Raw genomic sequence first — 14,785 nt, forward strand, 5'->3', positions numbered from 1 at the left:
CAGCCACTGCTCCAGCTCGTGAGGTCCTTTACTCTCACGCCGACCATGCTTAAAATGTTGAACACGTGTTCAAAGTCTTTAAGGTTACCCAATGGCAAATACAGCGAAATTCGATAGACAAGAAGTGATCGACAAAGCCACCAATCTCTATTGGGAAAAAGGCTTTCACGCCACATCAATGCGTAACCTGCAAGATGTGATCGACATGCGACCAGGCAGTATCTACGCTACCTTCGGTAGTAAAGAGGGTCTGTTTAAAGAGACACTGGCCCGCTATACCGAATTGGGTAAAAAGAACCTAGCGCGTGCTCGTGAAGAAAACAGCTCCCCGCTTAAAGCACTAGAGAGCTTTGTACGACGGGTTGTCGTCGAATCAAAACAGAGTGCTCCTAATGGCATGTGTATGCTTGCCAAAACTGTCGCAGAGCTGACCAAAGAACACCAAGAGTTACTGGATGAAGCAAAGAAGTGCCTAGTGATCATGGAAGGTGAGTTTGCCAAACTGGTTGTAGAAGCGCAGCAACTTGGCGAAGTAGAGCAAAGCCGCGATGCCAAACAGCTTGCTCGCCATGTACAGGTACAAATTGCAGGCTTGCGTACTTACGCAAAAACGTGCGATGACTTAGATCTGCTCAATAGCATGGTGGAAGATATTTTTAAGCATCACCCATTCAAATAAAGTCGTTATAGATTGGCTCTACAAGGTCAGATTCTGTTTCAGAGATGATACTTTCTTTTAGCTGTTTAGACGGCATAGGATAACCAAGATAATAACCTTGGGCTTGTTCGCAGTTTAACGTTTTTAAAATTGACAACTGTTGGGCATTCTCAACCCCTTCTGCCACCACATGAATGCCAAACCCACGAGCTATATCAATGATCCCAGATGTAATGGTTCGTGAACGATAATCATCTTCTAGCCCATTGATATAGCTGCGATCAATTTTAATCTCATCAACTTCTAACTTGCTGAATATACCAAAAGAGGTGTAACCAACACCAAAGTCATCTATCGAAAATGATACCCCATGTTTTTTCAATTTTTGAACTGCGGTTGCACACTGATCGATGTCTTTTAGAATCGCGGTTTCAGTGATTTCAAGACAAAGTAGGCGAGCAAACTCGGCATCCTTGCGTAGATAATTATCCAGATAGTCCATGTCATCTACGCTATTTAATTCAACCGCTGAAATATTGACCGAAATACTCTTCAGAACATTCCCAAGCAAACCACAAGCTCTGAGTTGTTCCGCCGTTTTCTCTAGAACTAACGTCGTTAAATCTCGACAAAAATTATTCTCTTCTGCTAACGCGATAAAAATGTCTGGTGAAACGACACCATAACGTTCATGCGTCCAACGGGATAGCACTTCCACACCTACGACAAGCCTACTTTCAATGTGATATTTCGGCTGAAACACAATATCAATCGCTTTTTCATCAATCGCTTTACGTAGCTCTTGCACCATTTCTTGACGTTGGCGTTCAAGCTCTGTGAGTTGAGGATTATGAAACTCAATTGAATTTTTGCTTTTTTTTGCTTGAGTTAAGGCGTGAGTCGCTGATGCCATTAGTTGTTTTGCATTATGTCCATCCGAAGGAAATAGAGCAGCGCCGATACAGCAAGTTGCGTTGCTACTATAACGATAGGCGCATTGATTGAATCTACGATGTACGAGAGCAATGTAGGATTCAATGTCTTCTTTGTTATTGAGTTTGACTAAACACGCAAAACCATCGGAGTGTACGCGAGACGAAAGCGGCAGATGCTCTACAGGAAGCTCAATGGACCGTGCGATATCTTTTAAAAACAAATTGGTATTTTCAAAACCAATCTGATCTGCGACAGATTTGAAGTTATCAATGTCGAGTAAGAAGAGGACATAGTGGTCAGTGGCCTGGGAAGTTTTCAGCCTTTTGTTTAGATATCGATAAAAAACTGATGGGCTGTGCAGTCCAGTTACACTATCAAGGTCATTGGCTCTCTCTATATCACGATTATTTTTCCGCACCATTATCCACAATAAAGTAGACGTCAGAATGATAAAGATAAGACCTTTAATTGTCTGTGCTAAGGCATGTTCTTGTAAGTCATCTGATAGTAACTCAACTGCAAGATCAGAAAAAAAGACCCATAATGATGACAGTATTAAGTAACTGAACACTATATTTGTAGGATATCGTTTTATTTTATTCATCGTTAGTTGCTGTTAATCAATCTAATATATTACGACTCATTTTTGTAAATTATCCATCACGAAACACTATTACAAATCAAAATCTACACAATGCCAGGCTCCACTGAACTGACTTTTCGCCTAGTTACTTAGCGCTTCTGTTGGTATCGAGTGATTGCTATCTGGCTGTTCAATCACAATTGTATTTCGTCCTTTTAGCTTTGCTTGATAAAGAGCTCTATCCGCACGAGCGACGCAGTCTTTCCACTTTTCATTTTCTAATAGTAAGCTGATGCCAAAACTTGACGTAATTTTCAGAGATGGTTGGTGCTCGAATTTAATCATCTGAATCTCCGAGCGTAACTTTTCTGAAAGCGCAGCGGATCGTTCTAAGTTCGAATTCGGCAGCCAGATTAGAATTTCATCTCCTCCAAGCCGGAAGACCGTATTGGGTAAATCAACTAACCTCAATACCGTTGTCGCTAGAGCTTTGATCGCATCGTCACCTACAAGATGTCCAAACTGATCATTCACTTGTTTGAAGTTATCGATATCTAGTAAGACAATACAACCCGGCTTATAAATCACTTCTGCTTGATGTTTCCTTACTTCCTGCTCCAGAGCTCGACGATTCTTTAATCCCGTCAGTGGGTCTTGTTGTGAAAGGCATTGAAGTGAATGTACGAGCCTCGCATTTATCATCCAAAGCATTGAGAAGGACATAGACACAATAAGAATTATACTAAAAACATACGTATATTCATTTAAGTAGTTCGCACTAATAAGGTTATTCGTCTCGTTCAGTGAAAAATACGTTTTCATAGCTCGAAAAGTCATAAAAACGCTATAAACAGCAAAAGGCAACGCCATCATATTGACTGCCAACGAAAGATCATTCTTTTTACCATTCAGTATCACCATCGCTGAGCTTGCGGTTACGAATGCTAAATAGAGACTCAGAATAATAATACGATTTTGAATAGACGGTTCATAATAAGTAAATTGAACAAAACCGACTAAAACGAAAAACAGTGCAATGCGGCTATATTGAACAATCTGACTTGAATGGCGGCGAAAAACAGTCAGACTACGTAATATCAAATGAAAACCATAAACGATGGTTAAGTTTGCAACAATAATACTCATAAAATCCGAGATAAAACCTCTCAGGCTTAAAAGTATAGTGCCGATGCCAATCACAAACATGGATGATGAAAAAAGGGCAAGCCCACGGACTTGTTTCTGAGCTGACTGGAATAATAACAAACCAATACTGAAGGTAAGTGAGAATATAATGAAAATTATACTTAGAGTTCTTATGTCTAACGGGAAATTATCCATACTTTTCCTTAAATAGGATAGAGAGCCATATCATACCGCCCTTATTAAACATGATATGTTGTTTGCTATCTTCCTTCTCTCGCGTCCATTTTTCATTAAACCAATAAAAATGCACTAAACCGCACATCATCACAACAATATCAGCGAAATAGCATAGCAGTTTTTAATATAAATCACATCTCTGGACCATTTTTCTCCCCCTACAAAAAATCCCCATTCGCTTTGTTAACGAATAGGGATTTGTTTCTCTTCACGATTTGGTGACTTTAGCTCTGTAGCATTGGTTTATTCAGCATTGAGAAACGAGGGTCTGTTCGGTCTCTAAATCAAACAGGTGACACTGCGAGGTATTAAAATGAAGCATTGTCTCTTGTCCACTTTCCGCCGTTCGGTCGGCATCAAAAGGCACTCTTGCCACCATTTTATCGTGACCAAGTTGGAAGTAGAGATACAGCTCGTTACCCATAGACTCCACCACACCTAGGCAATGGTTTTGAGTATTTACCTCAGACAGCGGCGCGTCGTGATTCGCAAGGCTGATGTGTTCAGGACGAACACCAAACCAAACCCACTCACCCAGTTTGGCACGCGCAACGGCTTGTTTATCTTGAGGTAGTTCCCAACGAACACCGCTCTCCGACAATACATTTATCACGCCATCTATCTCATCAATACGAGCTTTGATGATGTTCATCGCTGGCGAGCCAATGAAACCCGCCACAAACTTGTTTGCAGGGTGATGATAAAGATTCATTGGCGTATCAACCTGCATGATCTCGCCTTGATTAAGAACGCAGATGCGATCGCCCAAAGTCATCGCTTCCACTTGATCGTGCGTCACGTAGATCATGGTGGCGTTTTGCCCTTCCTGCTTTAGGTTGTCGTGCAGCTGAGCAATGCTCACTCGCGTTGAAACTCGCAGCTTCGCATCCAAGTTAGAGAGTGGTTCGTCGAACAAGAACACATCCGGCTTACGCACCATGGCACGACCCAACGCCACACGTTGTCGCTGACCACCCGACATCTCACCCGGCTTGTTATTCAATAGGTGCTCAATATCCAGCGTTTTTGCCGCCTCTGAAATACGCTCGTCGATCTCGTGCTTTGGCAACTTTTGCTGCTTTAATCCAAAAGCCATGTTTTCGTAGACCGACATGTGCGGATAAAGCGCGTAATTCTGGAATACCATCGAGATACCACGATCTTTAGGGGGAAGATCATTCACGCGCTTATCCCCGATATAAACATCGCCTTCTGAGATATCTTCTAGCCCAGCGATCATGCGCAGTGTGGTGGACTTGGCACAGCCAGACGGCCCGACAAACACCATAAACTCGCCTTCTTGAATATTGAGATCGACACCATGTACCGCTTTAAAGCCGTTTGGGTAGGTCTTCTCAACGCCTCTTAAGGTTACTTCTGCCATAACCAGTCCTTAAATCAATTCGTTAAATTCTAGAGGGTCGAAGTTGGCAACCGAATGAATCACCAAGTCAGCCATTGGCTCTAATTCGGCGTGATTTGCCGTACCAGTGAGTACTCCCACGTTCTTAGCACCAGCATTTCGACCAAATTCCATGTCCGATACCGTGTCACCAAACATGATCACTTCATGCGGCTCAATACCACACTGCTCGCAGAACGCATTCAACAATGCAGGCGCTGGCTTAGGCTCAATATCACCATCAGAATAGCCAACATAATCAAACAGTTCGCTCAAGCCCGATTGCTGTAACGTATAAACAGTCGAGTCTTTGGTGTCAGCCGTTGCTACGCCCAAATACATGCCTTGCTGCTTAAGCGAGGTCAGCTTTTCCGTTACCCCCGGTAGTGCTTCAACCCACTCTGGGTTCTCTTCCACTTGGTTATTGAAAGCCGCCTTGGTGACTTGAGTAAACTCAGTCAGAGATACCAAAGGTTCTAGCATTTTGAACCATGCAATCGCGGTATCTTCAACTGGGTTAGAAGCTAATAGTCCATAGTTATCAACCACATCGCCCTCAACTCCGATAGCCAAGAGTAACTCAGTAACCGTGACAGTTTGATTACCTTGATGGTTATCACTGAAGGCTTTTACTTGCTCACTTGCACCACGAGAAACGTTGAGCCACATCTTGTGGAATTCCAATAGGGTGCCGTCTTTATCAAACAATAGTGCTTTAAACTTCATCACTATTTACTCGCTCCATAAGTTCACCCCAAGTGTCGACAAGAGGTTGGTTAAATTGTGGTTGAGTGCCATCAAAGACGGCATTAATGCAGCCTTCAAACTCACCGTTTTGTTGCGATGCTGAGTCGTATTGAGAAGATGAACCGCGTCGAATATCAATACGACACCAGTGATAGCCCGCTTCAACGCAAAGACTTTGCTTTTCATCCGTGAGGTCGATTCTTTCGATCACTTGTCCATCGACTACGCACTCTGCGTAGTAGTCATGTTCCGTATCGCGAACAGATAATCGATAGGTCAGAGCTTGACCTTTGCTGTCTTCACCAGGCAGCAGATCGCCAAGGTTAATATCGAATTTCAGACCGCAACGGCGCTCTAGATACACTTGTCCGTTACGCAGACCTGCCAAGATCCCTTCTCCACTCAAGCCGTGGCTATACACGAAGGTTGAAGGGTCACCGTAAATGGAAGGCTCGGTCGCTTTTGGGTTGCGTTCGTGAGGTTCTAGGTGTGAATCACTGCCACCAATCGCGGTAATGCGCTGACCGCAGTTCCACATCTCACTAAGTACCATTAAGGCATCTTCGGTCGCTTTCGGTGACGTTGACCAAGTTGGGTCACAACACACTTCAAAGGTTGAGACTTGGCTCAGCAGTACTTCATCGTAGTGCCAATGCCACGGCCTCATCATCGGGTGATTAATGCCAATGGAACTGTGTCCACTTTTGGCAAGCTGTAGCCCCGCCTCCATAGTGGCTTGACTCGTATGTTCAACCTCTGTTAGATCCAGAGAATGACTTGGACCATGAACATTGAAATGCCCAAGATCGGTTGTAACTTCTAATGCGGGCAGAAACAGGCACTGCTTTGAAAGTGGCAGTTTCGGCTGACATATGTTGTGTTCGGTAATAAAGAAAAAATCCAAGCCTTGCGACTCAACAATCTCTTTCGCGGCACTTAGCGTGTTGTGTCCATCGGAAAGCTGAGTGTGAGCATGAAGATCGCCACGATACCAACGCGACTCTGCACTCAGCATCTGGCTGTAATCAAATTCGATCTGGTGTGACAGTGTCACCACCGGTTGAAGATCTAGTTCTTCAACATTCGATGATTCAGGAAAGGCGATATCGACGTGATATTGCATCGCTCGCTCACGACGAAACTCACCTTCAAGATTGTACAGCTCGACAAACCACTCACCGGATTCTAGTGGGCCGTCAATCGCGCCTAAACCTGATGCCTGTCGTTGAATCACTAGAGACTTATGGTCTTTTTCAAACAGGACCTTGCCACGAAAGTTTTGATTGGCATCGTAAGCGGCAGCGTACAAGAAGCCTTTGGTTACCGTCGTTCCGGTAATCTTAACGGCATCAACGTCCGCAGGGACATGAAAGGGAATTCGCACTCTGCCAAAAGAGAGTTCACCTTGAAATTGGTTCATTGCTTTCACCAAGTTGCTCTACATTAAACATCACAAAGAGCGATGAGATGATAGCCCACCACATTGATGGGCTACTGTTTTAGATACGGGATGTCTTAAGCCCGACGTTATGAACGATTCGCTCTATCCAATGCACGTTGCGCTTTTTTCGCCGCTTGTTTTAACGCTTTTTCTGCTGGCACGTTCTGAATTTGAATTTGATCCGCCGCGACTTTCAGAGCATCCATGATCTTTCCGTTGGTTGGGTCAAGGAAATCTTTAGTCGCCGTGTTCGCCTGCTTCAAAGGAATCAGAGCTTGTGGGTTGTCTTGAGTGAATGCTTGGTACTCTGGCACCTCAGATACGCTGTTACGTACTGGGATGTAACCTGTGAACATTGACCAAGCTGCTGTATTCTTGGCATTGGTGTAGAACTCAACAAACTCAAACGCACCCTGTGCCGCTTTGTCATCTGTGCCCTTTGGCATCACGTAAACCAGCGCACCCGCTTGTGGCGCTGATGGGTGATTGCCCCAACCTGGTTGAGTGGTCGCTGCAAGCTTAGTGAAGTCCAAGTCACCTTGGTCACCAGAAGAGCCAGTGTAGCCAAGCGCGTTGTCTTTCATCACGTCATCGATAGTCTTGTACCAGTATTCCCAGCCCTGACCGCCGTAGTGAATACGCATGATCTGATCATCGTGAATCCATTGACGGAAGCTGTCCCATACCTCAACCCACTCAGGAGAGTCGATCAGCACTTTCTTACCGTCATCACTGATGATCTTGGCGCCATTAGAGAATGCCGCATCGATCATGTTGTCTTGACCCCACATCGGCTCCCAACCATAAAAAGTAGTGTTGCCTTTGTCGTCACGCTGCGTCACTTTCTCAGCGACTTTTGCTACACCTTGCCAAGTCGCTAGGTCTTGCTCAGTAAAGCCGTGCTCAGCCAGCACTTGCTTGTTGTAGTAGAACACCTGAGTGGTACCGTAAGCCGGCAAACCAATCACAGTGCCATCGTCTGCTGTCACTTGATCTTTGAATGCACCGATGAAGTCAGAGAAGTTAAACTCTTCATCCATGAATGGCGTTAGGTCACGGCTCAATCCACGTCCGTGCATCGCTTCTGCACGACCAGAATCAAGAAGAACCAGTTCAGGAGCCGTTCGAGACGCCAAACCTGCTTGCAGCTTTTGGTAGGTTTCCGTGTAGTTACCCTGTAGAGCTGGCTTAACAACATACTCATCTTGGCTCGCGTTGAACTCTTCAATAAGCTTAGTCATCATTTGTTGAGGCTTAGTACCACCGGAATACCAGAAGTTAACCTCTGTTGCTGCAAGAACACTGCTAGAGAACATAGAAGCGCTTGCTGCGCCAGCACACACTAGTGCGAGAGTTTTTAGTTTCATTTCCGTTTACTCTTTTACGCCGTTATCGGCGATACCTGAAAGAATCGTCTTTTGACAGATGACGAATAGAATCAACAAAGGCATTACAGCAATGGTGCTCGCCGCCATGATCTGCGACCAGTTCAAACCGTAGTTACCTTCAGCGATAAAGTAGTGACGAATCCCGGTCGCAATCAGGTTTAACTCCTGAGTAGTGATAACCAGACTCGGCCACATGTAACTGTTGTAGTTAGTGATAAAGGTGATAAGAAATAGTGTTGCCACTGCCGCTCGACACTGCGGTAGCACTATCGCCCAAAGAATTTTTAGCTCGCCTGCGCCATCAATACGCGCCGCTTCAACCAGCGATGGATGCACTTTGATAAACACTTGGCGCAGGTAGAACACACCAAATACCGAGGCTGCGTTAGACGCAATTAAGCCCATGTGAGAATCCAAAAGCCCTAGCTTGGCCAACGTGATGTAAGAAGGAATGTAGGTCACGGCACCCGGCAGCATGTAACACCCCATCACCACAAAGTAGAGCAAGGTTTTAGAGCGAAATTTCAACTGAGTCAGGGCGTAAGCAAACATCGCCGAGTTGATGATCACCAATAGCGTAGTGAACAGAGCCACACTGAAGCTATTGAAGATATACAAGCCAAAGGGCGCGCTCTGGAAAGTCTCAATGAATGTCTCCCAACGGAACTGCGAAGGGATAAGATCTAATGGGTTCGCAAAGATCTCATCATTGCTTTTCAGCGAGCCCGATAGCATCCACAAGAATGGGAATACCATGATGGTGCCGCACATCATCAAGAACAGGTGCTTACTCAATGCAGCCAGAGACTGCACATTAACTCGAGTTGCCGATGCTGTGCTCGATGGTTGTTTTTCTGTTTTCACCGCCACTGAAGAACGCTGCGCTCTCGCACTGCTGCCTTTTAGTGGTCTGGTTGTGCGAATCACCGGATTCGCATCTAATGTTTGCGTGTTCATGATGTTGTCCTTTTCAAATCCGGTTTAGTAATACACCCAGCGTTTGCCCATATAGGTATTAAGCAGTGCGAGCAGGCCAGTGATGAGGAAGATCACCAAGGAAGTCGCTGCAGCTGGTCCCATCTCATAGCGCTCAAACGCTTGCTGATAGAAGAGGTAAAGCAAGGTGCGTGTCTCTCCGCCCGGCCCGCCTTGGGTTAGGATCTGGAACTGATCGAACGCCTGCATTGCCGTGATAATATTGACCACCACTAAGAAGAACGTGGTTGGCGAGATAAGCGGTAAGGTAATTTTTAGAAAACGCGTTAGGCTGCTACAACCATCAATCAAAGACGCCTCATAAAGCGATTCAGGGATCTTGTTGAGCGCGCTAATGTAGAACAGCATCGTCCAGCCGATTGCCTGCCATACCGTGACAATAATCACCGCAACTAGCGCAGTATTTCCGCTCTCTAACCAAGGGATCGCGTTAAAGCCCATCGCCTGTAACAGGTGGTTCGCTAGGCCAGATTTAGTCTCAAATACCCAAGACCAAACTATCGACACCGCGACCGTAGGCGTGATCCAAGGAGAAAAAATTACTGCGCGGTAAAACTGGCTGCCTTTAAAGTTTTTGTGCAGTAACATGGCAAACACAAGACCTAATAGAATGGTTGGCACGACGACACCAAGTGAGAACCAGAAGGTGTTCATCGCCGCTTGCAGAAACTCAAAGTCTTCTACCATGTATTGGTAATTTTCGAGCCCGACAAAGTCGTAATCTGGCGAAATGTAATCCCAGTCGGTGAAGCTGATATAAATGGAGTAGCCAAACGGCACTAACCAAAAAGTAAACAGTGGAACTAACAGTGGCGCGGTAAACAGCAGCACTTTCAGTCGATTTGTCATGTGTTGTGAGAAAGCACTCATGGTGACCTCATCCTTGTTTGTATGTGCTTAAACTAAGCGTTTTATGTGACAGGTTAGTAAGAGCGCCCCTCATTTTTTTTATGGCCACTCATAAGAAAACCTTTACTCAGGCTCTGCACTTTCAATTTGGTGATAGAGCCAATCACAGAAGAAATTCACCTTGGCACTTCGACTATGTTTGGTAATCAGGTAGTGGGCAGATTCAGCAGGCATAAAGGCGTCACTCGCGAGCACCACCTCCCCTTTCTTAAGCAGTTCAGTCACCGCCAACGACCTCACCAGCAGCACACCAACGCCCTGCTTAACCGCCTCTAACGCATGCAGTGAGTTACTAATTTCTAGCTGAACTTGCGGCAGTGACATCTCAAACTGATTATGGCTAAGCCACTGCAACCAGTTCTCTCGATAGCCTTTCACTTGCACTGTTGGCAATGAAGCAAAGTCACGAGCATCGAGCTGCTCTTGGTATCGCTCTTTAAACTCGGGGCTGCAAACCAATTGCCAATGCTCTTGGAAAAGTCGTTCAAAATGAGTGTCTTCGCTCTCGACTTTGCCGTTGGTCAGTTCGATATCTACATTTTGACAAGGCGTGGTCGATGGCCAGTCCACCAGCTGAATATCCAAACGAATAAAGGGGTACTTTTGATAGAAAGAGGCGAGCCGTGGCAGTAACCAGTTATGGCAGAAGGTGTGATTAACGCGCAGGCTCAACACGTCTGTCTCTTTCTCACCAAATAGGATTTGTGTTTGCAGCTTTAGGTGAGCAAGTGATCCCGAAACAATCGGTTGATACTGTTGCGCAGCCGAGGTTAAACGTACGCCCTTTGAGCTGCGTTCAAACAGTGTGGTATCGAAAAAGGTCTCTAGACTTTTGAGCTGTTGGCTTACCGCCGCTTGGGTAACACACAGCTCGCGCGCCGCCGCACCAATTGAACCAAGGCGGGCAACGGCTTCGAATGCTACAAGGGCGCGTAGAGGGGGTAACATGGCTTCACCTAATTGAAATAAAAGTGAAAATTACTTCAATCAGGTTTCAGTTTTTTGCAGTTCGCGTTACAGATTAATGACTAAACAAAATATCGACTATTTCGGCAATCTCCAAGTCTCTATATGGTGGGTAGATTGAATATAGTTTGACCACCCTCACGTTTAGACAGAATGTTAATCGCTTGGAAAAATAACATCACTATCTCGTTACATTTAGTTGCACTTACCATTTTTGACTTCGTCATTGAAAACGTGTTTTTGTGTATTATGTATTATTTAATTAACATAAGGGACTAGACATGTTGGGTTTTGTGTTTATTTTGGCCTCGGTGACATTGCAGGCATTCGCTTTGTCTCGTGTTAGTTTTCAGTTTAGTAGTGGAGAGATCATGATTTTCTCTGCGACATCCTTTTTCTTGTGCTCGATATTTTTTCTGTTCAAACTTATGGTTACGAGAAACCTGAATCTCAATAAAGAAAAAGTAGTCTCATTGACGAAGATGAATGTATATACCTTGCTAGCATTCTTCTCCTTTCATTTGGCTTTGATCTATATTCCAGCTTCCAGTGCCGCTTTATTTGAGTCGGCAGTGGCCGTTGTCGCAGTATCTGTGTTTACTCGTGAGAGTTTAGGTAGGTTAGCGCAAGCTTCCACAATAGTGTTACTCACTCTGCTGTTTGCCCTTAAGGCCAATGTGATGAATGTAGCGTTGTTAGTGGGGTTAGTTTTGGCTGCATTTGCTGGAATCGGTGCCGCACTAATTTCATTAAAATCGAACGCTAAGTTTATGGGTGACCTGTCTATTGATGAGATCTTAGCATTTCGCTTTCTATTATCTGGTATTGTCGCGCTGGGCGTTGTCTTATCAACGGGCGATAGCCTTAGTGGAGAAGTGAGCATACTCGAGGTGCTTGGGCTTTCTGTATTTGGATTTGTACTTCCATTTTTCTTACTTCAGAAAGGAATGGAGGTCACTAAGCCTGTACTGACGGTCTGTATGCTCTCAGTAATTCCAGCGATCTCTTACTTATTTGAATCAGTGCTATATTCGAAACCTTCGGCTCAAGAGGTGATGTTAATAAGCTGTTCAGTGGCCTTGATAATTTGGTTTTCGATATCAGACATTATTAAAACTCGAACCCAATCGGTAGTGTCTGTTAGCGAACCTAATAAGCCATAATGTTTGAGGCATCGATAACGTAACCAATCTCGACATCTTGGTTACCATCCGATAGCGCGACAGACGCGGATACGCCTCCTGTCTTAATATCTCCTGCAACCCAGACTGGCGTATAAAGACTTTGCATCTGATACCCTTCTGGGAAATTAACCAAGATGGTTTGGTTAGCAGGGGGTGGAGGTGTATGGATACATGCGCCCGCCGTCGGTACCAAAATAAATTGTGTACCAACCAAACCTTTCATCTCTAATGGCACTAAAAAGCCACCTAGCTTCATGTCGTTCACTTCCAAGTCTGGAATAATAGCATTGGCGTAACGCTTACCACTTACCAGCTCATCGAGTGCCTGCCTGACGTTTAAGCCTCTTTTCTCTGCCAGTTCAATGCGCTTGATGTAACCATCGTGCTCCATTGGGCTGAGTCTGCGGCTTTGCTGAGCCACCTCATACACATAAATTTCTGTAACCAATGCTTTATCACTTGGCGATAAGCTTTGTTGTTGCGTGTTCTGCGGGCGAAGAGAATCCCATGACAAATTTTCTGCTGCATCAACCCAGGGTGCGAGTAGCACCAACATCAGTAATATGTTTTTCATTCGTTTGTGCCCCAAATTAGATAGAGTATCTCAGTCACACCAAGTAGATTCGATGACCGCAGCGCGTGGCGCCACGGTCATTGCAGTTGCGATTAAAGGTTTTCTAAGTTATCCATCAACTTGTAGAAGAATCCGATTGAGCGACCATACTCGTCAACCAGAATACGCTCGTTCACGCCATGAAAGCCTTCAAATTCTTTCACACTTTCCAACTGTAGCGCAGTAATGGTGTACACATCCGGCGCAAAATCACGCGCTTGGAAGTGCTTAGAGTCTGAGCCACCGATAACAAAGAATGGCGATACAATCAGATCATTACCCCAAGTTTGGCGAATGGTTTTCTCAAGCATTTTGTACCCTTCACCGTTTGGATCAGCCACATTGGTTGCAGGTGTTGATGCTGAAATATCTCTTACTGTTATACGCTCATCGCCGATGGCTTTTTTCACATGTTCAATAATTACTTCAGGTGTATCACCTGGCATAGGTCGGAAGTTAACCACCGCGGTTGCTGCTGGTGGCAGTACATTGTCTTTAATACCAGCGTTGAACATGGTAACCGCAGTCGTTGTGTGCAGCATGGCGCGAGTCACTTGGTTTTGCGACATCACATCAATAAACTTCTGCTCTAAATCGCTGATTGAATCGTTCTTTCCATAAGCCACCGCTTTGTACATTGGCTGTTGATCTTCAGGTAGCTCTGGTCCCATAAAGCGGTATTGGTAGCGAACCGCATCGTGAATCTTGTATGGGAACTGAGCCGCTTCCACTTTTTCTACTGCTTTTGCTAACGCAACAATGTTCGACTCACCGGCAGGTTGTGAAGAGTGACCGCCAATACCATTAATTGCGATCTCTAAGCTCACGAACCCTTTTTGGGCTATTCCAATCAACGCGGTATTTTCGCGGATACCAGGGAATATACCGGGTACTAATGGCGCAGACTCATCAATCACAAAGGCAATTTTGTCGTAACGCTGCTCGACAATATCCGCTGCGTGTTTTGCACCTTCTGGACCGCCAACTTCTTCATCGTGACCAAACACAAATAAAATTGTACGCTCCGGTTGGAAGCCTTCTTTTATTTTCATTTCAGTGGCTTCTAAGATGGCGTGAATTTGATTTTTGTCATCTAGAGAACCACGCCCCCAGATATAGCCATCCTTAATCTCACCAGAAAACGGCTCGACTTCCCATTGATCTCGCGACTCTTCGGCAATTGGTACCACATCTTGGTGAGCCATAAACACAGCAGGAGCCAGTGATGGATCTTTACCTTCCCATGTGTAAATCAAGCTATAAGGGCGCGGGTCACCCACCAGTTCACGCTTTAGTGTTTTATGTACCAGAGGGTAGGATTCAACTAAGAAGTCGTGATAGTTTTTAAATGCTTCTTCATCAAAATCACTGCGGTCTTGATTTGAAATCGTCGGGAACTGAACCGCTTGAGATAGTCGTTGTGCTGCGCCCTCTAAATCCACTTTCACTTCAACTTGTTCAACACCTTGCATTTGCATTGAACTAAAATCTTGGTCTTCCAAAGCCCAAGCAGACACGCTGGCTGTAAGCGCAAGTGCTGAGGCGATACTTGTAAAAAGTTTGGTTTGCTTAGTCATAA

13 protein-coding genes are annotated in these 14,785 nt (G+C 45.1%); 2 read left to right on the top strand and 11 right to left on the bottom strand.

Annotated features, from left to right (window positions below; translation table 11 throughout):
- Nucleotides 1–91 precede the first annotated feature (91 nt).
- Nucleotides 92–679, top strand: a complete 588-nt coding sequence (locus tag AC6I7V_RS16410) for a TetR/AcrR family transcriptional regulator (protein ID WP_498012275.1) — start codon at nt 92–94, stop codon at nt 677–679.
- Here the strand turns inward: AC6I7V_RS16410 and AC6I7V_RS16415 are convergent.
- The 9 genes from AC6I7V_RS16415 to AC6I7V_RS16455 form a co-directional block, all read right to left on the bottom strand.
- Nucleotides 672–2,198 carry a putative bifunctional diguanylate cyclase/phosphodiesterase gene (locus tag AC6I7V_RS16415; protein WP_498012276.1) on the bottom strand — a complete coding sequence of 509 codons (1,527 nt, stop codon included), beginning with the start codon at nt 2,196–2,198 and terminating at the stop codon, nt 672–674. The genes AC6I7V_RS16410 and AC6I7V_RS16415 overlap by 8 nt on opposite strands.
- Nucleotides 2,199–2,318: 120 nt before the next feature.
- Nucleotides 2,319–3,518, bottom strand: a complete 1,200-nt coding sequence (locus AC6I7V_RS16420; RefSeq protein ID WP_498012277.1) for a GGDEF domain-containing protein — start codon at nt 3,516–3,518, stop codon at nt 2,319–2,321.
- Between the two features lie 289 nt (nt 3,519–3,807).
- Entirely contained in the window at nt 3,808–4,944 is a 1,137-nt protein-coding gene (locus AC6I7V_RS16425; protein ID WP_498012278.1) for an ABC transporter ATP-binding protein, read from the bottom strand.
- A gap of 9 nt (nt 4,945–4,953) precedes the next feature.
- Nucleotides 4,954–5,688 (bottom strand): HAD family hydrolase, encoded by a 735-nt coding sequence (locus AC6I7V_RS16430; RefSeq protein ID WP_255232818.1) that lies wholly within the window; start codon nt 5,686–5,688, stop codon nt 4,954–4,956.
- Nucleotides 5,678–7,129 (bottom strand): CehA/McbA family metallohydrolase, encoded by a 1,452-nt coding sequence (locus AC6I7V_RS16435; RefSeq protein WP_498012279.1) that lies wholly within the window; start codon nt 7,127–7,129, stop codon nt 5,678–5,680. The genes AC6I7V_RS16430 and AC6I7V_RS16435 overlap by 11 nt, the downstream gene beginning before the upstream one ends.
- A 107-nt stretch (nt 7,130–7,236) precedes the next feature.
- On the bottom strand, nt 7,237–8,517 hold the full coding sequence (locus tag AC6I7V_RS16440; protein ID WP_498012280.1) for an extracellular solute-binding protein: 1,281 nt from the start codon (nt 8,515–8,517) through the stop codon (nt 7,237–7,239).
- 6 nt (nt 8,518–8,523) lie between these two features.
- Complete coding sequence (locus tag AC6I7V_RS16445) at nt 8,524–9,495, bottom strand: carbohydrate ABC transporter permease (protein WP_498012281.1); 972 nt, start codon at nt 9,493–9,495, stop codon at nt 8,524–8,526.
- A 24-nt stretch (nt 9,496–9,519) separates the two neighbouring features.
- Nucleotides 9,520–10,404 carry a carbohydrate ABC transporter permease gene (locus AC6I7V_RS16450; RefSeq protein WP_498012282.1) on the bottom strand — a complete coding sequence of 295 codons (885 nt, stop codon included), beginning with the start codon at nt 10,402–10,404 and terminating at the stop codon, nt 9,520–9,522.
- A 102-nt stretch (nt 10,405–10,506) separates the two neighbouring features.
- Nucleotides 10,507–11,391 (bottom strand): LysR substrate-binding domain-containing protein, encoded by an 885-nt coding sequence (locus tag AC6I7V_RS16455; protein ID WP_150868508.1) that lies wholly within the window; start codon nt 11,389–11,391, stop codon nt 10,507–10,509.
- A gap of 299 nt (nt 11,392–11,690) precedes the next feature.
- Here AC6I7V_RS16455 and AC6I7V_RS16460 point away from each other — a divergent pair, with 299 nt between their 5' ends.
- Nucleotides 11,691–12,572, top strand: a complete 882-nt coding sequence (locus tag AC6I7V_RS16460; RefSeq protein ID WP_255232402.1) for an EamA family transporter — start codon at nt 11,691–11,693, stop codon at nt 12,570–12,572.
- Here the strand turns inward: AC6I7V_RS16460 and AC6I7V_RS16465 are convergent.
- Together AC6I7V_RS16465 and AC6I7V_RS16470 are read right to left on the bottom strand one after the other, a co-directional pair.
- Nucleotides 12,559–13,167 carry a DUF3299 domain-containing protein gene (locus tag AC6I7V_RS16465; protein WP_498012283.1) on the bottom strand — a complete coding sequence of 203 codons (609 nt, stop codon included), beginning with the start codon at nt 13,165–13,167 and terminating at the stop codon, nt 12,559–12,561. The genes AC6I7V_RS16460 and AC6I7V_RS16465 overlap by 14 nt on opposite strands.
- Nucleotides 13,168–13,259: 92 nt before the next feature.
- Nucleotides 13,260–14,783, bottom strand: coding sequence for a M20 family peptidase (locus AC6I7V_RS16470; protein ID WP_498012284.1), 1,524 nt, complete (start codon nt 14,781–14,783; stop codon nt 13,260–13,262).
- Nucleotides 14,784–14,785 lie beyond the last annotated feature (2 nt).

It is taken from the genome of Vibrio sp. KUL70, assembly GCF_059725515.1.

Bases quoted from the DNA above. Each gene is read 5' to 3' on its own strand.
- AC6I7V_RS16450 (WP_498012282.1), bottom strand. From the start codon at position 10,404: ATGAGTGCTTTCTCACAACACATGACAAATCGACTGAAAGTGCTGCTG.
- AC6I7V_RS16420 (WP_498012277.1), bottom strand. From the start codon at position 3,518: ATGGATAATTTCCCGTTAGACATAAGAACTCTAAGTATAATTTTCATT.
- AC6I7V_RS16415 (WP_498012276.1), bottom strand. From the start codon at position 2,198: ATGAATAAAATAAAACGATATCCTACAAATATAGTGTTCAGTTACTTA.
- AC6I7V_RS16435 (WP_498012279.1), bottom strand. From the start codon at position 7,129: ATGAACCAATTTCAAGGTGAACTCTCTTTTGGCAGAGTGCGAATTCCC.
- AC6I7V_RS16425 (WP_498012278.1), bottom strand. From the start codon at position 4,944: ATGGCAGAAGTAACCTTAAGAGGCGTTGAGAAGACCTACCCAAACGGC.
- AC6I7V_RS16430 (WP_255232818.1), bottom strand. From the start codon at position 5,688: ATGAAGTTTAAAGCACTATTGTTTGATAAAGACGGCACCCTATTGGAA.
- AC6I7V_RS16410 (WP_498012275.1), top strand. From the start codon at position 92: ATGGCAAATACAGCGAAATTCGATAGACAAGAAGTGATCGACAAAGCC.
- AC6I7V_RS16470 (WP_498012284.1), bottom strand. From the start codon at position 14,783: ATGACTAAGCAAACCAAACTTTTTACAAGTATCGCCTCAGCACTTGCG.
- AC6I7V_RS16445 (WP_498012281.1), bottom strand. From the start codon at position 9,495: ATGAACACGCAAACATTAGATGCGAATCCGGTGATTCGCACAACCAGA.
- AC6I7V_RS16440 (WP_498012280.1), bottom strand. From the start codon at position 8,517: ATGAAACTAAAAACTCTCGCACTAGTGTGTGCTGGCGCAGCAAGCGCT.
- AC6I7V_RS16455 (WP_150868508.1), bottom strand. From the start codon at position 11,391: ATGTTACCCCCTCTACGCGCCCTTGTAGCATTCGAAGCCGTTGCCCGC.
- AC6I7V_RS16460 (WP_255232402.1), top strand. From the start codon at position 11,691: ATGTTGGGTTTTGTGTTTATTTTGGCCTCGGTGACATTGCAGGCATTC.
- AC6I7V_RS16465 (WP_498012283.1), bottom strand. From the start codon at position 13,167: ATGAAAAACATATTACTGATGTTGGTGCTACTCGCACCCTGGGTTGAT.